The sequence below is a fragment of the Lacimicrobium sp. SS2-24 genome (genome assembly GCF_002201535.1).
Classification (GTDB): domain Bacteria; phylum Pseudomonadota; class Gammaproteobacteria; order Enterobacterales; family Alteromonadaceae; genus Lacimicrobium.
In genome coordinates, this window is sequence record NZ_NIWW01000003.1 from 346,997 (window position 1) to 367,188 (window position 20,192).

Sequence of the window (20,192 nt, forward strand, 5' to 3'; positions counted from 1 at the left end):
CCTACCACTTCTGTGGCATCAGTCGGATTACAAAATAAAAAAGCACACCAACAACCAGTTGGGTCAATGTATTCCAGGGAAACACTATGATAAGAAAAAGCAAAGTCGCGAAGGCGATTCAATACTCATTGCTGCTAAGCTCCATGGCCATTGCGCCGGGTGCTCTGGCTCAGGCAGAAGATTTACTTGAAGAAGAGACGCTCGAAGAAGAGCCGGTAGAAAAAGTGGTCATTACCGGTTCCCGTATTCGCCGCGCCGAATTCTCCAGTGCCTCCCCCATCCAGGTCATCGATGGTGAAGTGTCAAGAGAACTGGGTTTGTTTAATGCCGAAGACATGTTGCAAACCAGCACACAGGCTTCAGGCCTGCAAATTGACAACAGTTTTGGCGGTTTTGTACTGGATAACGGTCCGGGAAGCTCTACCATTGGTTTTCGTGGACTGGGCGCAGCAAGAACCCTGGTGCTGATGAATGGTCGCCGTATTGCACCTGCTGGTGTAGGCGGTGCCCCCGTAGCGGCCGATCTCAACCTGATTCCGGGTGTGATGATCGACAGAGTTGAGAACCTTTTTGACGGTGCATCAACGGTTTATGGTTCAGACGCCATTGCTGGCGTGGCCAACATCATCCTGCGTCAGGATGTGGAAGGATTCGAATTTGAAGGGTCTTATTCCAACCCTGAAGCCGGTGGCGGTGAAGAAGAGATCTTCTCACTCATGTACGGTAAAACCTCTGACAAGTGGTCCTTTACCATTGGTGCTGAATACAACAATCAGCGCAGACAGTCTATTGCTCAGAACGCTTTCACCGGAGAGTGTACCGAGCTCCATTATGAAGATGAGCAGGGTAACATTCTGTCCGAATACCGTGGTTTGGCTCCATCAGCGTTGCCAGACGACGCCTGTGATATCTTCCCCTTGACCAACCGTGTATTTTTTAACAACTTTTACGGAAGCTTGTATTACACGCCCGGAAGCACCAATACCGGTATCGATAACTTCACTGAAACCGGTATCCCATTCAGCCTTGTCGGCTTCCACCCTAGCTGGATAGCGGTCGATGACAACGGAGATGGCATTGCCGATGCGGGAATCGTTGACGGCAATGGCGATGGCTTGCAGGATATTTCCTTCAAAGACCCCTTCTACGCTTATGGTCGCAGTGACTATTACCGTTCTGGAGACTTTATCAGTGCCAACAAGCGCTACTCTGTGATGGTTAATGGTGATTACAGCTTCGGCGATGATAACGACACCAGAGCCTTCTTCGAAGGTCTGTATGCCAAAAGAAATTCTGACTCCTTTAGCCCCGGTGGCCAGTTCTTCCCGGTGGTACCGGCTTCTAACCCCTACAACCCTTGCGGTATCTATGCTGAACAAGACTGTCTGTCCTTCCTGGGTGTACAGGGCGGTCGGGTTCTGGCGCAGCCTATTCTTAACATCCGCGGTGATCGCGACCAGAGCGACGTAGATGTCTCTCAATATCGCCTGTTAGCCGGCCTGGAAGGTAACATCGGCGCCCTGGATGACCTCGGCATGGGTAACTGGGTGTATGAAGTGCATGCAGCATACAGCTCGTCAACGGGTGAAAATACCATTCAGGGTGTTCACAGAGGACGATTAAGCAACTCACTGAACACCTCAGTACTCAATGACGACGGCAGCATTACCTGTGGTAACGGCTCCGATGGTTGTGTACCGGTAAACCTGTTTGCTCCTAACATCTATCAGGAAGGTGGCGGTACTTTCACCGATGCAGAGGCTGCGTACCTGTTTACTGATCGCTATATGGAAACCAAAGTTAAGCAAACCATGTTCAGCGGCTTTATTACCGGTGACTTGTTGAGCTTGCCATGGAACGATGAAATTGTACCGATCGTACTGGGTGCCGAGTTCCGTAAAGACGAAATTGAATCAAACCCCAACGAAGCAACTTCTGAGGGCCTCATCCAGCACTACTTCTCAGATAAGGGAGCCGATGGTTCGCGTAATCTGAGGGAAATCTTCACTGAATTTGAACTGCCGCTGGTACGTGGTCACAAATTTGCCGAAGAGCTGACAGTGACCGCGTCTGGTCGCTGGACAGATGAGAGCTACTACGACCCTGCTACGACGTACAGCCTGAAAACTGTCTATCGTCCGGTAGAGTGGTTTACACTGCGCGGCACCAAGGGAACCTCGTATCGTGCGCCTAACTTGCGCGAGCGCTTCCTGAACGGCACCACAGGGTTTAATGATGTAACCGATCCTTGCGTTGTACCTACCGCGGCAAGAGACGGTGACCCATTAGATCCAAACGCCTTACCTACTTACAATGCAGGCAACGACACCCGCCAGCAGCGTGTACTTAATGCCTGTATCGCCAACGGTGTTGATCCTACCTCCCTGGGTATTGGTAGTGCGCAAAATACCTACACGCCTCAGGTCAACGTGGAAATCAGCACGGGTGGCTCTGAGACACTCAGTGAAGAGAACTCAACCGCTAAAACATGGGGTCTGGTATTTGAACAGCCCTTCAGTGATGCCTTTGATCTGACCTTGTCAGCTACCTGGTATGACATTGAAATCGTAAACGCTGTGGTAGAGCCGGGTAACCAGTACATTGTTGATCAGTGCTACGACAACCCTGACATACCTGATGGCAGCAGCGGTTTCTGTAGCCGTATTACCCGTGAAGCAAACGGTGATATGACACTGCTGGATGCCAGCTTTATCAACGCCGGGCTGGAAACCTCCAGGGGTATCGATTACAACGTCTACTATAGTCAGGACTTTATTGTTGGTGAGAAAACCCTGGGCGTGACCTTTGACCTGTTAGCCACCAACATGAAAGAACAGATGTTTGATATTCTGGGCTCAGTTGATGACAACGTGGGTGAGCCGGCATTCCCTGAATGGCGCGCCAATTCACGCCTGTCACTCGAATACAGTGACTTCCGTGTTAGCTGGATCACCCGCTTTATTCAGGGTGGTGAGCTGGATGATCCAGAAGAGTTCGACCCGACCAATGCGGCGTGTGATGGCCTCAACATAGGTTGCCGTCCTGTACCCTATACAGAAGACTACTATCGTCACGATGTTGCTGTGAACTACACACAAGACAACTACAGCGTGACCTTTGGTATCCGTAACGTCTTCGATGAAGCACCATCGAAAGCTGACGATGACGGTGTGTTCTCTGTGCACAACATCCCACTGGGTATTGGCTATGACCTCTTCGGTCGTACTGCCTACTTGAACTTCGGTATGAATTTTTAATTAATACCGATTAGCAGGTTAAATAGCACCAATTGTCTTACAGTTGGTGCTATTTTTTTTCACTCAACACTAAAAGAGCAAGTCATGAAATGTAGCAAGTTAGTTTCTATTACTCTTTTTGGCCTAATCTCAATGTTTGCATCAGCAAAACAGACGCTGCCATTAGATGCCTTTGCCATGCTGCCTGCCATTCAGCAGGTGAGCGTATCAAGGGATGGCAAACAGCTGGCAATGCTAAGAGCCACCAGTAAAAATGGCGATTACATTATTGAGGTGCGTAAGGTCGATAATCTCAAGGGCGAACCCGTTCGGCTGGGCGCGGATCGCATGGAGATCACTGGGTTCCAGTGGTTAAACAATAAAAAGCTGGGGGTAGGCTTTCGCCAGAACATTCAGGATGGCAACAAAAACTACTGGGTTAGTAAATACGCCATTGTCAATGCCGATGGCAAGGGCGACTGGCTTGTTCCCTTCAGAAGTGACAGTCAGGCCAGCTTTTCACTGCTAAGCTCACTGCCGGGCGATGAAGATGAAATACTGCTGGAATACGATATCAACAATAATCGTATTCCCGATGTCATCCGTTTTAACATTGAAAATGGTCGCAGCCGCACTGTTCTTCGGGGTAACACAGAAATCAGTGGTGGATTTATTCCTGATAACCAGGGAGAGATTCGCGCTGCTCAGGGCTTTAATGCTGCAGATACCACCATTGACCTGTATGCCCGTGCATCCACAGAAGATGACTGGGTTAAGGTCAAGAGTATTTCTCCTAAGAAACGGGAAGTGTTTGATTTTCTCTACTTTTCAAAAGAGAGTCCCAGCAAGGTCTACATAAAGGCCACTCTGGGCGAAGATAAGGCCGGTATCTATCTGTACGATATTAAAACCGGTGAATACTCGGAGCGCCTGTTTGGCCTGAAATCAGTAGATGCAAGTTCAGTGGTACTCAGTAGCAAGGAGGAAGACAGAGGTGCCTTACTAGGCTTCAGTTTTACCACCAAACACCCGGATGTTTATTTTACCGACCCCGCAGAACAGGCGTTACAGGAATCCATAGAAGCACTGTTTGAAGATAAGTTTGTGCGTATGGTCAGTCGCTCTGAAGATGACAATGTCATTGTGATCAATACCCGTTCAGATAAAGATCCCGGCACGTACTACCTGCTGCAGGACAAGCAATCCCTGAGTAAACTGGGTGAGGTCTTTCCGCTTATCGAACCGCAGCACCTGTCTGATGTAAAATACATCAGCTACAAGGCTGCTGATGGCTTAAAGATCCCGGCCTACGTCACCATTCCCTCTAAAGGTGAAAAACCTTACCCCACCGTGGTCATGCCTCATGGCGGTCCCTGGGCCCGTGATGTCGTGATCTATGATGAGTGGTCGCAGTTACTGGCACATCATGGATATCTGGTAATACAGCCTCAATTTCGTGGCTCTGAAGGCTATGGCCTGAATCATTGGATAGCCGGAGATAATGAGTGGGGCCTGAAAATGCAGGACGACATGGATCAGGGCGCACAGTTCCTGGTAGAAAAAGGCCTGGCCGATCCAAAACGTCTTGCCATGTTTGGCTGGAGTTATGGGGGCTATTCTGCATTTGTCGGATCTATGCGTGAAAACAATATTTACCAGTGCACCATCGCCGGAGCCGGCGTCAGTGATCTGGCACGCATCAATGCCACCCTGCACGACAGTATCTTCCTTAGAGAGCTACAGCGACCAACGATTTCAGGCGTTTCACCGCTGGACCAGGTAGAAAAAGTCAATGTGCCCATTATGGTGGTTCACGGTGATATCGATCAGCGTGTTCCGGTAGAGCACAGCCGCTTATTCGTTGAAGAACTGAAGGAACACAATAAGGATTATAAGTACGTTGAGTTAGAGGGTGCCGACCACTTCTCCAACACCTTATATTACAATCACAAGACACAATTCTATTCCGCCATGCTGGATTGGCTTGAGAATAAGTGTTTCTGAGAACAACCTGTATTCATCAGGTACAAAAAAGGCGCCTCAGGGCGCCTTTTTTTATAGACCTATTATTATTTAACCACTTTTAATTGTGGTTTGCCTTTGGAAGGTGGCGGCTCCGGTGGTGGCGGCGTGTTATCCGGCTCATCATCTTCCGCAGTGAAGATCGTCCCTGCGCCATTTTCTCTGGCATAGATAGCCATAACGGCTGCCATGGGAATATGCAGTCTGCGTGCTACTCCGCCGAAACGGGCATCAAAGGTGACATCCAGATTACTCAGCTGTAATTTGCCGCACGCAGAGGGGGAGATATTCAACACTATCTGACCATCCCGTACATGCTCCTGCGGCACCTGGGTACCCTCAACCGTGGCATCCACCACCAGGTGCGGCGTCAACTCGTTATCCAGAATCCATTCATGGAAGGCCCGTAACAAATAAGGTTTGTTCGAAGTCATTACTGCCATCAAAGCGGATTGTGAATTTCGCGTTCCTGATCCGTCAGCGATGCTTTAAAGGACGGACGCTCAAAAATACGGTTCATATAGTTCTTCACGTCTTTGGCGCCATTACCCGTCAGTTCAATCCCCAGCGCCGGCAAACGCCACAACAGCGGTGCCAGATAACAATCCATCAGACTGAATTCTTCACTCATAAAATAGGGGTTGTCAGCAAACAGTGGCGCCAGCGCCAAAATGCCTTCTCGCAAATCGTTGCGAGCCGTAGCAATATCACCTTCTTTCTTCATAATGCGATCGGCAATACTGTACCAATCCTGCTCTATACGATGCATCATCAGGCGACTCTGGCCTCGGGACACCGGGTAAACCGGCATCAACGGCGGATGGGGGAAGCGCTCGTCCAGATATTCCATAATAATGTGTGAGCGATACAGTACCAGTTCACGATCCACCAGGGTTGGCAAGGTACCGTATGGGTTTAACTCCAGCAAATCTTCCGGCAGGCTGGCCGGATCAACGAAGCTGATTTCAACGCCCACGCCTTTTTCTGCCAGGACAATACGTACCTGATGGCTGTATATATCCAGCGTATCCGAGAACAATGCCATAATTGAACGCTTATTGGTGGCAACGGCCATTCACACTCCTCCAAAACCCAAAAGTAATGGGCTACTTAACGCCCATTCATAAAACGATAAAAAGGGCAGTGTCAACGTGCACACTGCCCCTAAAAAATTGCGTGTCGCCATTATACCTGAAAAACTGCCTAATTAGTGCACATCGCGCCAATATTCTTTTTTCAGCAGATAGGCGAATACGAAGAACACCAGAATAAACACGATAACCCAGCGCCCGATACTCTCGGCCTCCAGCCTCGAAGGCTCGCCGAGGTACACCATGAAGTTCACCAGGTCGAGTACCGCTTTATCATATTCCTCAGGACTCAGCGTACCAGAACCATCTGATTTAATTCCGGCATAGACTTCTTTCATCTCACCATCAATCATCCGCTCTTCATGGCTATCGTAGGGAACACCTTGCAATTCTTGCAGTACATGGGGCATACCCACATCGGGGAACACTTTATTGTTCACACCAAAGGGACGACTGTCATCCACATAGAAAGTGCGCAGGTAGGTGTATAGCCAGTCGGCTCCGCGAACTCGTGCCACCAGCGTCAGATCCGGTACCGCCGTACCAAACCATTTTTCAGCCGAGGCTTTGGGCATCGCGCCTTTCATGTAGTCACCGACCTTCTCACCGGTAAACTGCAGATTTTCCTGTCCCAGTTCAAGCGGTACACCGATATCTTCAAAGGTACGCTGATACCGCTGGTATTGTGCCTGGTGACAACCCATACAGTAATTCATAAAGATCTGTGCACCACGCTGCAAAGAGGCTTTGTCGGTCAGATCATACTCTGCCTTGTCCAACGGATAGTTGCTGCCTGCGGCAAACACCAGTGAAGGAAGTAAAAAGCTCAGCAATACGACAAGTTTTCTCATTTGCTAATCCTCTCTGGCAGTGGCTTGGTTTTCTCATTCTTACTGTACAGCCATAGCAAGGCGAAGAAGCCAAAGTACAGGAAAGTACAGATCTGCGAGGCCGTGATTTTCCAGGGTTCCTGAGGCGTACCGCCCAAATAACCGAGGAACACAAAGACTGCGGCAAACACCAGCAGGTTATATCTGTGAATACCACTACGATAACGCCAGGATTTCACCTTACCGCGGTCTATCCATGGCAACAGCACCAGCATGATAATCGCAGCGAACATGGCGATAACGCCACCCAGCTTGTCTGGTACCGCCTTCAGAATGGCGTAGAAAGGCGTAAAGTACCATACAGGGAAAATATGCTCTGGCGTTTTCAGCGGGTTAGCATGTTCGAAGTTCGGATGCTCCAGGAAATAGCCTCCCATTTCCGGGTTAAAGAACAAGACATAGGCAAAACCCAGCAAGAAAATGGTGAACGCGACCAGGTCCTTGAGAACGATATGAGGGAAGAATGGCACCACATCATCAACAATATCGTACTTGTTGGTGTAGTATTCGTGCATCTTCCACTTGGTCTTTTCTTCTTCTTTGAGTGAACCTTTCTTACGCTTCACTTCAACGCCGTCAGGGTTGTTGGAACCCACTTCATGCAGGGCAACAATGTGCAGGAACACCAGAATTACAATCACCAGTGGCAACGCGATTACATGCAAGGCAAAGAAGCGGTTTAACGTGGCGCCAGAGATAACATAGTCACCCTGGATCCAGATTACCAGGTCTTCACCCACCACAGGAATCGCACCAAATAAAGACACGATAACCTGAGCACCCCAGTAGGACATCTGGCCCCATGGCAGCACATATCCCATAAAGGCTTCAGCCATCAATGCCAGATAAATGAACATGCCGAAGACCCATAGCAATTCACGGGGCTTCTGGTACGAGCCATAGATCATGCCTCTGAACATGTGCAGGTATACAACAATAAAGAACGCTGAGGCCCCAGTAGAATGCATGTACCGGAGGATGTAGCCGTACTCCACCTCACGCATGATGTATTCAACGGACGCAAAGGCACGTTCTGCTGAAGGCTCAAAACTCATGGTCAGCCAGATACCGGTCACGATCTGGTTAATCAGTACGATGGTGGCCAAGAAGCCAAACACATACCAGAAGTTCATGTTTTTCGGTGCGGGATATTCCATGGCGTGCATTTTTGCCACGCGCATCATAGGAATACGATATTCAATCCAATCGAGCAGTTTATTTGACATCTCAGGCTGCCCCCTCTTCAGAACCAATCAATATGGTGTTGTCGTCGATGTAGTAATAAGGGGGCACCACCAGATTAAGCGGGGCAGGTACACCCTGAAAAACACGGCCAGCCATGTCAAATTTAGAGCCATGACAAGGACAGAAGAAACCTTCAGGTACACCTTCCACTTGTTCGGCAAAGGCACCATTTTTCAGGTGCTGTGGTGAACAACCGAGGTGAGTACAAATCCCCAGTGCGACCAGATACTCTTCTTTGAGAGACCGGTATCGGTTTTTTGCAAATTCAGGTTGTTGAGGTTGTTCGGAGTCGGGATCCCGTAACTGGTCTTCATGGGCAGCCAGAGATTCGAGGGTCTCAGGGGTGCGGCGGACAATCCACACCGGCTTGCTGCGCCATTCAACACGCAACATCTGACCAGGCTCTAACTTACTGATATCAGCTTCCACATCCGCCCCGGCTGCCTTGGCTTTGGCACTGGGATTCCAGGAAGCGATAAAAGGCACTGCGGCACCTACCACTCCGACTCCGCCTACTACCGAGGTAGCGATGGTCAGAAATCGGCGCCGCCCATTATCTACTGGCGCATTACTCATCCACTTTACTCCAAAGGTTGGATTATGTGCTTTCCAGGCCAATTGTCTTATTTTTATCTGCGCAATTGTGACAGGAAAGTCTGAGGTTATGATTTTAGCCGGAAATGATAAAAGAAAACCCCTTTAAAACACAAGGAAATGATGGACAAAACAACAGATTAGTTAGCATGAATGGATAAACCGCAGAAATTTAGCTGCTAAAAGCACTAAAACTCCGGGAGAGTTTTAGGACAGCTTTCGCTTATCCCGCGAAGCGGGTGAGTCTCATGGATGAGACAAACAAAAAACCCGGCAAATGCCGGGTTTTTATATAACAACAAAACTGTCGTATTAACGCTTGGAGAACTGAGGGCGTCTGCGTGCTTTGTGCAGACCCACTTTTTTCCGTTCCACTTCACGGGCGTCACGAGTAACAAAGCCAGCTTTACGCAACGCGGGGCGCAGGGCCTCGTCGTAATCCATCAGTGCACGGGTAATACCGTGACGAATGGCGCCGGCCTGACCGCTGATACCACCACCAGAAACAGTGATGTACAGGTCAAACTTATCGGTCATCTCTAACAGTTCGAGAGGCTGACGAACCACCATACGGGCAGTTTCACGACCAAAGAACTCTTCCAGAGAAAGACTGTTTACTGTGACTTTACCAGTGCCCGGGCGAATAAATACGCGAGCAGTGGAGCTTTTGCGACGGCCAGTGCCGTAATATTGATTATCTGCCATTACTCAATGCTCCTTAAATATCCAGAACCTGTGGCTGCTGAGCCGCATGCACATGCTCAGAACCAGCGTAGACCTTCATTTTGCGGAACATCGCGCGGCCCAGAGGACCTTTTGGCAACATACCTTTTACCGCTCTTTCGATGATCAACTCAGGCTTGTGCGCCTGCAGTTTTTCGAAAGTGGTCTCTTTCAGTCCACCTACGTAGCCTGAATACGAATAATACATTTTGTCCTGAGTCTTATTACCTGTAACCCGAACTTTTTCTGCATTGATGACTACAATGTAGTCACCTGTGTCCACATGTGGCGTGTACTCAGGCTTATGCTTACCACGCAGACGACGGGCGATTTCAGTAGCCAGGCGTCCAAGGGTCTTGTCTGTGGCATCAACCACAAACCAGTCACGTTTTACCGTTTCTGGCTTAGCAACAAAGGTTTTCATTTCTCGTTACCCAAAATTTCAAATTTAGTTACTTGTGCACTTGCTGCAAGGCTTGCGCCAGCATCAAGGCTGCTAAAATCAGGTGAATTGCCCCTTCGAGCATCCTGATTGTTCCGCTTTCCCAAAGCGGCTCGTGTAACTGGGCAGGGCGCGCATTATACAGCAGTAAAAAATAAACGCGAGGAGAAATTTTGCGCATAAAGAGGTCAGGTTGCAGACGTCAGCTTTCAGTAGCCACCGCAAAGCCTTACTTTAATTACAAAAGGCACAATCCCACTGAGGACTGACAACTGAAAACTTGTCTGGCTCTGCAACGCTACCAAGAATAATGCCTTTCCTGTAGTGCGTAATAAAAAGCAAACCACGCTATTGCAAACCATTCTCATTTGCATTAAATTGAACCTGCACTACTCCTCAAGTCTACTGGTCTTTCTTGGGAGTCATACCAATTCCTCACATGATTGGTATTTACCGGGCGGGTTCTCCATGGCCCGCCCGGTTTTTTTACTTCACTAAACATTGTCTCATTCAGCTTGGTGTGCTTTGTGTTGCGTCACCATCGAATATTTCTTATTCTTCAGTGATGGCATAAGGGTATGGCAAGGGATTATAACGTGAAGGATACGCACAACGGACGCTTAACCATAGCCGGGTGTGGACTGCACCCAGGCCACATGACACTGGAAACCCAAAGCCTTATTGAAGCGGCGGAAACGGTGTTATTGGTTGCCCCCAACCCCCTGTCGATTCAGCATATCCGTCAGCTCAACGCTAATACAGAACACCTCGGCAGGTTTTACAATATGGGCTATTCACGCCCAGAGATATACCGTCAAATGGCCCTTCGCATAATCGAACTGGTGCAGCAGGGCCAGTCAGTGTGTGTGGTGTTTTACGGCCACCCTGGCGTATTTGTCTCGTCTACCCGCATGGCGGGCCGGGTATTGTCAGAACGCGGTTACCCCGTCACCATGTTACCAGGCATCTCCGCAGACGCCTGCTTATACGCCGATTTAGGCCTTGATCCGGCCGATACCGGCTGTCAGAGCTATGAATCCACCCGCTTTTTACTCACCCGTAGAGATGTCGATAACAGTGCGGCGCTGATTTTATGGCAACTGGGGCTGACCGGTGAACACAGCATGGATAAGTTCGAACCCGGGAAAAAGGGCCTGGCAGCCTTAAGCCGACTATTGCAACAGAGCTATCCGCCAGAGCATCAGGTGTGTTTATACGAGGCTCCGACCCTGCCGGGCTTTGAGCCCCGCAAGGACTGGATGGCACTGACCGATCTGGCACCGGCGGATGTGAATACTATTACCACGCTTTATGTGCCAGCATGTCAGGAACCGTCTTTTGCGGCTGAGCGCTTAGCATGGCTCGGTCTGAATGAGGATGACATTCGCCATTGGGATGAATACGAAGAAATTGAGGTGTAAGGCGTTGCAATCAGGCAACATACTATGGCAAGAAGAGGAAGAAGATATGGATAATTTAAGCCGTTTCTATCTGGAGTTGGCGACCAACACCAATAAGCTACAGACCTTTAACCTGAGCGAGGATAACCGCCGCGTTATGTTAGAACAAGCAGGCGTTAAGGATATTGATAACATCCTTAACATGGATAAAGAAAACCTGCGCCAGACTCTGGCCAAGGCGCTGATTGAGCAAACCGGCGACTGGCAGGGGCTGGATAACACCGCTGGTAACGATGACAATAAAAATAATATCGGTCGTATTGGCCGCACAGTAACCCACTGAGGTCTGCGTGTGCCGGTTATTGTGCTTTCTGGCTGTGCTTGCATCGGTATCATTCCCCGATGCAGGCGCTCAGAGTCCGGACAATAATCCGGCACCGGGCTCGGCTTTTCAGAAATCTGTCAGCGGTAACTGGTTTGCCGAACGTACCGAGCAACTGGCCCGTAATCAGCCCGAAGATGCCCTTACCCTGGCACAGCAGGCGCTGGCGTTTTTTGCCGATAACCCCGATCCCAGTGCCCATGGTCGGGTACTAAATGCCTCGGCCTATGCGCTGTACTTTATGGGCCGATATGGCGAGTCCATGCAGCACGCCCGTGACGCCGAACTCCTGGCCGAACAGCATAAATTACCTGCCGTCCGTGCCCGTGGACTAATGTTACAGGCCAATGTATTACAAAGTGTCGGCGAATACCCCCGCGCTATAACCAAATACCAGCAGGCCGCCAGTTATTATCGTGAAGCCGGCAATCAGCTGTATGAAGGCTATTGTTATAATAATATGGCCAATACCTACAAGGCCGCCGGACAGTACCAGACCGCCCTGGAGTATTATCAGCAATATCGGCGTTTAGCGGCAGGTGAAGATAATTTGGCCAGTGCAGAAAAAGGTACTGGTGATGTATTTCTGCAATTAGGAAATATCGATGAGGCCACACGCTATTTTAAAAATGCACTGGCTCTCTATACTGAAGCTCAGGATAATCTGGGAATAGCTATTGCCAGCAATGCCCTAGGGGAAGCCAAGCTTAGCAAAGAGGATATTCCCGGAGCTATCGCTTTACTTGATAAAGCTATCGAATTGTCCGTTCAGAATAACCTTCAATACACTTTATTTAGTTCTCTTGTTCTGAAGTCTTCCGCCTTAAGCAGACAAGGTGAGATGGAGCAGGCTCTGGCATTGCTTCTACAGGCCCGTCAAACCGCTCAGGATATGGGAAGTAAAGCAAACCTAAGCAAAGTCGAATACCACCTTGCCGATATTTACCAACAACAAGGTAAGTTGCCGCTCGCTTTTGCAACCCTGAAGTCGGCCCAGCAAACAGAGCAGCAGTATCTGAGTGAGCGCAGCGCCAGGCAGTTGAGTGTCATGCAGGCGCTGTTTGACAGTGAAACCAAAGCCGCACAAATAGAACAGCTTGAGCAGCAAAATCAGTTGTTACAACTGGAGCAGGAAGTCAGTCATCAGAATACCCAGAATGCGCGGTTAATGGCGGCCATGCTGTTTGGCGCACTGGGATTGATCACACTGTGGGCCGTACATATTTTTCGAGAACGTCAACGCTTAAGTCGTCTGACAGAAGAACTGAAAAAAGCACGTCAGCAAGCAGAGTCAGCGGCTCAAACCAAGGCGGCATTTCTGGCTAACATGAGCCATGAGATTCGTACCCCCATCAACGCAGTGATGGGCCTGAGTCGACTGGCTCTGGATACCGGCTCAGCGCAAGAAAAGAAAGGCTACCTCAACAAGATCCTCGATTCCGGTAACACGCTGTTACGACTGGTGGAGGACATTCTCGATTTTTCCCGCATCGAAGCGGGAAAATTACATATCGACCAGATAGAGATGAAGCCTAGCCAGGTGATCAAGTCCGCGCTGAATATGAACACGGTGCAGGCCCATGAGAAAAGTTTGTCACTGATCACCCATGTTGCACCGGACACGCCGGTTCAGGTGATCGGCGATCCGTGGCGTATACAGCAGGTGCTGGTGAACCTTATCAGTAATGCAGTAAAGTTTACCGCCGAAGGACACATCACGGTATCTGTACGGCAGCGAAATGATCCTCATCATGGGGGCCCTACTCTGCTATTCAGTGTGGCCGACACCGGTATTGGCATGACCGACGAACAGCAGAAAAACCTGTTCCAGTCTTTTTCTCAGGGTGATGACTCTATCACCAGAAAATATGGCGGCACCGGATTGGGCCTGGCGATCAGTAAACAATTGTGCAAGCTGATGGGAGGTGAGATCTGGGTAGACAGTGAACCCGGAAAAGGATCCACTTTTAGCTTTACGCTACCATTGAAACTGCCTCTGAAACACTCGGAGGCTGGTGCTGAAGTCATGCCCCGTGTCGCCAACGCCATGCCAGCACCGCCGGATTTCAGCGGATACACTCTGCTTTTAGTTGACGATAACAGTATTAACTGTGAAGTGGCGAAAGGCATGTTGAATAAAACGGGTGTGCGGGTGGATATCGCTTCAAGCGGCGAGCAAGCACTGACGCTATTGCAGCGTCAACCTTATGATCTGATTCTGATGGATATCCAGATGCCGGGGCTGGACGGCCTCAGCACAACCCGAAAAATTCGCGAAGACCTGCACATCCAGACGCCTATCATTGCCATGACCGCTCATGCTTTGGCATCCGATCGATTGAAATCCGAGCAGGCTGGAATGGATGCTCATCTGGCCAAGCCCATAGAGCCCGCGCAGTTGTACCTGATGCTGGAGCACTATTTACCCACAACACCGGTAAAGACACCTGTCTCTGATGCACCGTCCCCTTCCGCAATCTCCTCATTAATATCACCGGATGCACCACGGCAGCGACCTGAACAGAGCATGGAAGCCATCAGCGGCCTTGCAGAACTGGATACGACAGGGGCTTTACAGCGCCTGGCGGGAAATACTGAGTTGTATATGAAGCTTATTTATAGCTTCTGTCGAGACCAACAACATACAGCCAGCCGCATAAGGCGTATGCTGGCAGCTGACGATCAACAGGGCGTGTATCGTGCTGTTCATTCTCTCAAATCCAGTTTCGCTTATATTGGTGCCTTCAGGTTGTCACAGGCCTGTGAGGCGCTGGAAAGCAAACTGTCTGGCGAGCATCCCTGTGGCAATGATCTCAATGACATCTGTCAGCACCTTGAGGCCTTACTCGACACATTAAAGCCCCTGTGTACGGACAAGCATGACACGGTCAGAACACTGAGTCAGACTGAGCTCACTGACGAGCTCAGCGCCCTGATTCCGATGCTGCAACGATCCGATCTCAGTGCCCTGGAACACCTGAATAATCTGCAACCTCAGCTTGCAGATCCTCTGCTTTGTGACAAGTTTGAGCAACTTGTACAATTCACCCAGGAAGTGGAGTTCGAACAGGCAACGAAATTGGCCAGGGATATTCTGACTCAACTGACGGAACGATCAGACAATCATGAACGCCGTGACGAAGAGCAGGGAAAGAGCACGTCATGACACCACGCCAACAGATATTAATCATTGACGATGAGACCGACAACCTGATGATTTTAAGTGATATTCTTAGAAATCAGGCCGATATTCTGCTGGCCAAAAACGCCCAGCAGGGGATCCGCAAAGCCACCGAACTAAAGCCGGATCTAATCCTCTTAGATGTGGTCATGCCTGGCATGGATGGCTTTGAGGTCATGACAATGTTGCAGCGCGATCCCGCCACCAGTGATATTCCGGTTATTTTCATTACCGCTTTGGGCGACATTCAGCATGAGGAGCGAGGCTTTCAGCTTGGCGCCTGTGATTACATTCAAAAGCCATTTCACACTACCATCGTTCTTGCACGCATCAGACTCCACCTGGAACTGGTGCGTCAACGCAGAATGCTGGAACAACTGGCAAATATTGACCCTCTGACCGGTATCGCTAACCGTCGTCGCTACGAAGATGTACTGAAAAAAGCGTGGCGGGTAGCGCTGCGCAGACAAAACCCTCTGTCTCTGGTTCTGGTGGACATTGATAACTTCAAACACTACAACGACCACTTCGGGCATGCCGCCGGGGACAGAGTCTTGCAAAAAGTAGCGGGAACACTGAATGAACGTTTGCAACGACCCGGCGATTTGGTCGCGCGCTTCGGTGGCGAAGAATTTATCATTTTGTTGCCCGATAACCCAAAGCAAGGTGCGATAGACGTCATGGAGCACTGTCGTCAGGCGATTGAAAAGATGCCACTGGATGAGTTTAATCATGCAGATATTGGCAACATCACCGTCAGCATAGGTGGCTATACCTGTCACCCTGAAGTAGATATCAACCCGCAGGACGCCATCAAAATGGCAGACGACATGCTGTATATGGCGAAACACAAAGGCAAAAACCGTATCCTGTGGTTTTGCGACAATCAGGGGATCAGCGAGTTGCCACTAAATACCCCGTCCACCTCATCGTTCTGAGACAATGGCAGGCCGGTTGGATGGCCACTCTTTTAGCGAACCGATATTAGTGCGCCGCAGGGGCACTGGCTCGTGCAATAATCATCTCTACCTGACCACTGTCCACCAACGCTGTGATCGACTGATTCAGTGGCGCTAATAAGTGTTGCCAATCCCTGTGCAATTGAATATGCAAGGTTGCACGATCATGTACCGGGCCTTTGACGACTTTTCCGGGATGCTGACGCAGCCAGTAATCGAGGATGCGCTCATTAACAATAGCCACATCGGCCCGCCCACGGGCAATAAAATCAAGCACCGCGGATTCGTTCTTCAGATCAATACGCTCACCAAAGTTCTCTGCACCGATATAGCCATAGCCTCTTACCAGCGCCACACGCTTGTCATGTAAGTCCTCCAGACTTTCAATGGGAAACACCTTTGTCGGCGCAAAGACAAACAGGTCCTGAGTGTAAAACAGCGGATAGGTAAATAATTGGATCGCTTGCTGGTGGGGCTCAGCATACCAGACCGGATTAGCGCAGCATGCCATAGCAATTTTTCCCTGTTCGAACATGCGCTGATTCCGACTCGACGGCATCGGTATCAGGCGATATGCGATTCCTGCCTGTTCCAGCACAGCTTTAAACAAATCAATGTAAATACCCCGATACTGGCCTCCTTCGTCTTTATAGGCCAAAGGCGGTTTATCGGTATCAAAAATGGGCAGAATCAAAGGCTCTCGCTTCTGTGCCTGTGCCTGTGCCTGTGCCTGTGCCTGTGCCTGTGCCTGTGCCTGTGCCTGTGCCTGTGCCTGTGCCTGTGCCTGTGCCTGTGCCTGTGCCTGTGCCTGTGCCCAAAGCGTACAGACACTGCACCACAGTGCCAGACCTATCAGTATCTTTTTCATGCTCTGTGATCCCTGAACCTGTTTCCATAAGTGGTTATTCACACTCCGTTGCCCTTATCCTATCAGCAGTGTTGTTGTGTCGGCGACGAGAATCTTGGCTCATCGCATAAAACTGAACACTGCCGCCATTGAGTAGATTTATTGATTGACGCTGTGAGAGCATACGTTCTTTAGCTTAATCTGGATGTCCATGCAGCGCGTTATATCTGTTTTCTCTCTTTGCATCGCCATGACCGCCGCTCCTATTGCGGCCAGCGAACTCGAACGCATTGTGGTGACCGCTCAGCGCCAGCCTCTGACGGTGGCTGAGAACCCGCTAAGCATCGCCAACGTGAGTGCAGCCGAGCTTGAGCTTTTGAATGCAGTTCATATTAATCAGGCACTGGATCGCGTGCAAGGTACATGGATCAGCCGGGGAAACGGTCAGGAACACTTAACGGCGATTCGCTCTCCTGTCTTAACCGGGGCTGGGGGCTGTGGCGCTTTTCTGATTGCAGAAGATGGTATTCCAAGCCGCGCCAGCGGATTCTGTAATGCCAATCAGCTATTCGAAATTAACTCTGAACAAGCCGCCTCCATTGAAGTACTCAGAGGGCCGGGCAGTAGCTGGTATGGCAGCAATGCCGTGCATGGCATTATTAATGTTATCTCTCCCATGCCCGCAATAAGCGATAATCAGCTGTCTGTGGAAACCGGCCCCAACCACTATATGCGTGGTAAATTCCAGCTTGGCTCAGACTCTTTGCTTGTTTATGGTAATCTCAGCCACGATGGCGGCTATCAGGCGGACTCAGGCTATGAGCAGCAAAAACTGAATCTGGTTCAGACCCTCTCGCTGCATGACTGGCATGTGACTAATCGCGTTGCACTGAGTCACCTTAACCAGGAAACGGCAGGCTATGTTCAAGGTCGCCAGGCCTATCAGGATGATAACCTGCGACGCACCAACCCCAACCCGGAAGCCTACCGGAATGCTGAGTCCCTGCGGGCTCACAGTCAGTGGGTGAAAGCCTGGTCGGGACAGCGGTTGAGTGTGACACCCTACCTGAGATATCAGGATATGAATTTCCTGCAACATTACCTGCCCTGGCAGGCGATTGAAGAAAACGCCCAGGTTGGAGCGGGTATACAAAGTCTGTATACCTGGGAGCAGCAGGAGTGGTTATTCCAGGCTGGCCTGGATGCGGAATGGACACAGGGAGAGCTCAACGAAACACAACCTCTGCCTTTTGCACCTAACATTCCTCAGGGTGACCATTATGATTATGAGGTGCATGCCCGCACACTGTCCCCTTTTATAAGTCTTCGCTGGCAGGCACATCGCGATATCAGTCTGACCGCCGGCTTGCGCTACGACTGGCTGGAATACGATTACCAGACCAACCTGGCTCCGGGCAGCGCCTGCGCGCAAGAGGTAGAGGTATGCCGGTTTATCCGGCCACAAAATTCGACACTAAGTTACCCAAACTGGTCCCCCTCACTGGGCATCATTTACCAGCTCTCTCCTCAACACCAGTTCTACTCACAACTGAGCGTTGGATTTCGGGCGCCACAAGCCACGGAGCTTTTTCGCTTGCAGCAAGGACAGCAGTTAGCGGAACTGGATGCAGAAAGACTCAGCAGCATTGAGGTGGGTTTACGTGGCGAGCATCAGGACTGGTTTTACGACATGACCGTTTTTTATATGGACAAGCGCAACTTCATCTTTCAGGACACCGAGCGACGCAATGTCAGTAACGGAGAAACACGCCACCAGGGAATAGAGCTGGCCCTGCGCTATCAGTTCACTAAACATTGGTCATGGCACCTCAGCGGAAGCTGGGCAAAACATCACTACAGCAACAATCTCTCGCTGGCCAGTACAGACATAAAAGGCAATGACATCGATACTGCGCCCCGCGTCATGCTCAACAACCGCCTGCTTTGGCAAGAAGATGAGCATCGCTCAGTGGAGCTGGAATGGGTGAAAATGGGCCGTTATTACCTGGATCCACAAAACAGCGCTGACTATGAAGGCCATGATTTATTACACCTGCGAGCCCGACAGTCATTGGGTGACTGGCGCATCAGCCTCAACCTACTGAATATTCTGGACACCGATTATGCAGAGCGGGCAGATTACGGATTTGGCCAATACCGATACTTTATTGGTCAGCCACGTTCTGTATACCTTAATCTCAGTCATCATTGGTAAAGGCAAAGGCTGTTGCGCCCTGATGCCTTCGCCTGATACATGGCTTTGTCGGCATGGCCCAGCCATTCAAATCCGGTTTCGTTGCCCTGATATTCGGCAACCCCGAGTGAAATAGTCACCGTTTCCCGACTGATATTGGCACAGGCGACTTCCTTGCGCAGCGCTTCTGCCAGATTACCCGCTTCCTGTAATCCGGTATTGCAGGCCAGGATCACAAACTCTTCGCCCCCGAAACGAAACACTTTATCGGTGCGCCGTATCCGTTGACGAATGATATCAGTGACTTTTTGAAGAATCACATCACCTTCTTCATGACCATATTTGTCATTGAAGTTCTTAAAGTTATCCAAATCTAACAGGATCAACGACATCGAAAGGGGAGCCCGTCGATACTGTGCCACGGCCTCGAGCAACTGCTCTTCCAAGGCTCTGCGATTCCCCGCACCGGTGAGGGCATCGGTTGTGGCCAGTTGCAGAAGCATCTGTTGCTGCTGGCGCATTCTCAGGGCAAAGACAAAGGTAAAACCCACCGTGGCACTGATGGTCAGATAGAATCCAGCCAACCGGGTCAGAGGCATGTCATCTAACAGAACAGGAAAAATCAACAGCAGCGTTACAACCACATAGGGCAGCGCCAGCCAGGGTCTGAGCAGAAAGAACACGGCCAACACTGCGGGATAAGCCCAGAAAACCTGTTCACTGCCACGCAGCTCTATGGTGCCCAGCAATGCCAGCGCGCACACCAATGCCAGTACATGGCTCATCAGACTGGTTTGTCGCCTGACTCTGACGAAGAAGAAAATGGTCAGCATGGCAAAAATGGCCACCGCATCCAGCAACGCAATTAACCAGTCACCCTGCATCACCCGTATGGCCATAAACGGGCTGATACTGACAGCCCCCAGCAGGCTAATTGTCATCACCACCCATTCTTCGGCTGTGCGATACGGCTGTTGCATTGCGAT

General features: G+C 50.2%; 17 protein-coding genes. 7 read left to right on the plus strand and 10 right to left on the minus strand.

The window, feature by feature from the left end:
* Positions 1-86 precede the first annotated feature (86 nt).
* Together CCY32_RS07615 and CCY32_RS07620 are read left to right on the plus strand one after the other, a co-directional pair.
* On the plus strand, positions 87-3,257 hold the full coding sequence (locus tag CCY32_RS07615) for a TonB-dependent receptor (RefSeq protein ID WP_088330000.1): 3,171 nt from the start codon (positions 87-89) through the stop codon (positions 3,255-3,257).
* 132 nt (positions 3,258-3,389) lie between these two features.
* Positions 3,390-5,240: a prolyl oligopeptidase family serine peptidase gene (locus CCY32_RS07620; protein ID WP_246840557.1), complete on the plus strand. Its 1,851-nt coding sequence runs from the start codon at positions 3,390-3,392 to the stop codon at positions 5,238-5,240.
* Positions 5,241-5,305: 65 nt separating this feature from the next.
* Here CCY32_RS07620 and CCY32_RS07625 read toward each other — a convergent pair whose 3' ends face one another.
* The 8 genes from CCY32_RS07625 to CCY32_RS17190 form a co-directional block, all read right to left on the minus strand.
* Entirely contained in the window at positions 5,306-5,701 is a 396-nt protein-coding gene (locus CCY32_RS07625; protein WP_210401699.1) for a ClpXP protease specificity-enhancing factor, read from the minus strand.
* The gene (sspA, locus tag CCY32_RS07630; protein WP_088330002.1) at positions 5,701-6,333 is read right to left on the minus strand and encodes a stringent starvation protein SspA; all 633 of its coding nucleotides are present in this window, start codon (positions 6,331-6,333) and stop codon (positions 5,701-5,703) included. The genes CCY32_RS07625 and sspA overlap by 1 nt, the downstream gene beginning before the upstream one ends.
* A gap of 132 nt (positions 6,334-6,465) precedes the next feature.
* The gene (locus tag CCY32_RS07635) at positions 6,466-7,200 is read right to left on the minus strand and encodes a cytochrome c1 (RefSeq protein ID WP_088330003.1); all 735 of its coding nucleotides are present in this window, start codon (positions 7,198-7,200) and stop codon (positions 6,466-6,468) included.
* Entirely contained in the window at positions 7,197-8,465 is a 1,269-nt protein-coding gene (locus tag CCY32_RS07640; protein ID WP_088330004.1) for a cytochrome bc complex cytochrome b subunit, read from the minus strand. The genes CCY32_RS07635 and CCY32_RS07640 overlap by 4 nt, the downstream gene beginning before the upstream one ends.
* 1 nt (position 8,466) lies before the next feature.
* The gene (petA, locus tag CCY32_RS07645; protein WP_088330005.1) at positions 8,467-9,060 is read right to left on the minus strand and encodes a ubiquinol-cytochrome c reductase iron-sulfur subunit; all 594 of its coding nucleotides are present in this window, start codon (positions 9,058-9,060) and stop codon (positions 8,467-8,469) included.
* A gap of 330 nt (positions 9,061-9,390) precedes the next feature.
* Positions 9,391-9,783, minus strand: coding sequence for a 30S ribosomal protein S9 (rpsI, locus tag CCY32_RS07650; RefSeq protein ID WP_088330006.1), 393 nt, complete (start codon positions 9,781-9,783; stop codon positions 9,391-9,393).
* A 13-nt stretch (positions 9,784-9,796) separates the two neighbouring features.
* Positions 9,797-10,225 (minus strand): 50S ribosomal protein L13, encoded by a 429-nt coding sequence (rplM, locus tag CCY32_RS07655; RefSeq protein WP_088330007.1) that lies wholly within the window; start codon positions 10,223-10,225, stop codon positions 9,797-9,799.
* 28 nt (positions 10,226-10,253) lie between these two features.
* Positions 10,254-10,424, minus strand: coding sequence for a hypothetical protein (locus CCY32_RS17190; protein ID WP_168171449.1), 171 nt, complete (start codon positions 10,422-10,424; stop codon positions 10,254-10,256).
* A gap of 415 nt (positions 10,425-10,839) precedes the next feature.
* Here CCY32_RS17190 and CCY32_RS07660 point away from each other — a divergent pair, with 415 nt between their 5' ends.
* The 4 genes from CCY32_RS07660 to CCY32_RS07675 are packed head-to-tail and all read left to right on the plus strand — an operon-like array spanning position 10,840 to position 16,144.
* A complete protein-coding gene (locus CCY32_RS07660; RefSeq protein ID WP_168171450.1) occupies positions 10,840-11,664 on the plus strand; it encodes an SAM-dependent methyltransferase in 825 nt (274 codons plus the stop codon).
* A gap of 46 nt (positions 11,665-11,710) precedes the next feature.
* On the plus strand, positions 11,711-11,986 hold the full coding sequence (locus CCY32_RS07665; RefSeq protein WP_088330009.1) for a hypothetical protein: 276 nt from the start codon (positions 11,711-11,713) through the stop codon (positions 11,984-11,986).
* Positions 11,987-11,993: 7 nt separating this feature from the next.
* Entirely contained in the window at positions 11,994-15,191 is a 3,198-nt protein-coding gene (locus tag CCY32_RS07670) for an ATP-binding protein (RefSeq protein WP_141096191.1), read from the plus strand.
* Entirely contained in the window at positions 15,188-16,144 is a 957-nt protein-coding gene (locus CCY32_RS07675; protein WP_088330011.1) for a diguanylate cyclase, read from the plus strand. The genes CCY32_RS07670 and CCY32_RS07675 overlap by 4 nt, the downstream gene beginning before the upstream one ends.
* 46 nt (positions 16,145-16,190) lie before the next feature.
* Here CCY32_RS07675 and CCY32_RS07680 read toward each other — a convergent pair whose 3' ends face one another.
* Positions 16,191-17,033, minus strand: coding sequence for a transporter substrate-binding domain-containing protein (locus CCY32_RS07680; RefSeq protein ID WP_168171451.1), 843 nt, complete (start codon positions 17,031-17,033; stop codon positions 16,191-16,193).
* A gap of 190 nt (positions 17,034-17,223) precedes the next feature.
* Between CCY32_RS07680 and CCY32_RS07690 the strand changes: the two genes are divergently transcribed.
* Positions 17,224-19,227, plus strand: a complete 2,004-nt coding sequence (locus tag CCY32_RS07690; RefSeq protein ID WP_210401700.1) for a TonB-dependent receptor — start codon at positions 17,224-17,226, stop codon at positions 19,225-19,227.
* Here CCY32_RS07690 and CCY32_RS07695 read toward each other — a convergent pair.
* Positions 19,218-20,186 carry a GGDEF domain-containing protein gene (locus CCY32_RS07695; RefSeq protein WP_088330015.1) on the minus strand — a complete coding sequence of 323 codons (969 nt, stop codon included), beginning with the start codon at positions 20,184-20,186 and terminating at the stop codon, positions 19,218-19,220. The two genes, CCY32_RS07690 and CCY32_RS07695, sit on opposite strands and share 10 nt — an antisense overlap.
* Between the last annotated feature and the right edge of the window lie 6 nt (positions 20,187-20,192).

Coding starts and splice junctions, on each gene's coding strand:
- CCY32_RS07615 (WP_088330000.1), top strand. CDS start 87: ATGATAAGAAAAAGCAAAGTCGCGAAGGCGATTCAATACTCATTGCTG.
- CCY32_RS07620 (WP_246840557.1), top strand. CDS start 3,390: ATGTTTGCATCAGCAAAACAGACGCTGCCATTAGATGCCTTTGCCATG.
- CCY32_RS07625 (WP_210401699.1), bottom strand. CDS start 5,701: ATGGCAGTAATGACTTCGAACAAACCTTATTTGTTACGGGCCTTCCAT.
- sspA (WP_088330002.1), bottom strand. CDS start 6,333: ATGGCCGTTGCCACCAATAAGCGTTCAATTATGGCATTGTTCTCGGAT.
- CCY32_RS07635 (WP_088330003.1), bottom strand. CDS start 7,200: ATGAGAAAACTTGTCGTATTGCTGAGCTTTTTACTTCCTTCACTGGTG.
- CCY32_RS07640 (WP_088330004.1), bottom strand. CDS start 8,465: ATGTCAAATAAACTGCTCGATTGGATTGAATATCGTATTCCTATGATG.
- petA (WP_088330005.1), bottom strand. CDS start 9,060: ATGAGTAATGCGCCAGTAGATAATGGGCGGCGCCGATTTCTGACCATC.
- rpsI (WP_088330006.1), bottom strand. CDS start 9,783: ATGGCAGATAATCAATATTACGGCACTGGCCGTCGCAAAAGCTCCACT.
- rplM (WP_088330007.1), bottom strand. CDS start 10,225: ATGAAAACCTTTGTTGCTAAGCCAGAAACGGTAAAACGTGACTGGTTT.
- CCY32_RS17190 (WP_168171449.1), bottom strand. CDS start 10,424: ATGCGCAAAATTTCTCCTCGCGTTTATTTTTTACTGCTGTATAATGCG.
- CCY32_RS07665 (WP_088330009.1), top strand. CDS start 11,711: ATGGATAATTTAAGCCGTTTCTATCTGGAGTTGGCGACCAACACCAAT.
- CCY32_RS07675 (WP_088330011.1), top strand. CDS start 15,188: ATGACACCACGCCAACAGATATTAATCATTGACGATGAGACCGACAAC.
- CCY32_RS07680 (WP_168171451.1), bottom strand. CDS start 17,033: ATGAAAAAGATACTGATAGGTCTGGCACTGTGGTGCAGTGTCTGTACG.
- CCY32_RS07690 (WP_210401700.1), top strand. CDS start 17,224: ATGCAGCGCGTTATATCTGTTTTCTCTCTTTGCATCGCCATGACCGCC.
- CCY32_RS07695 (WP_088330015.1), bottom strand. CDS start 20,186: ATGCAACAGCCGTATCGCACAGCCGAAGAATGGGTGGTGATGACAATT.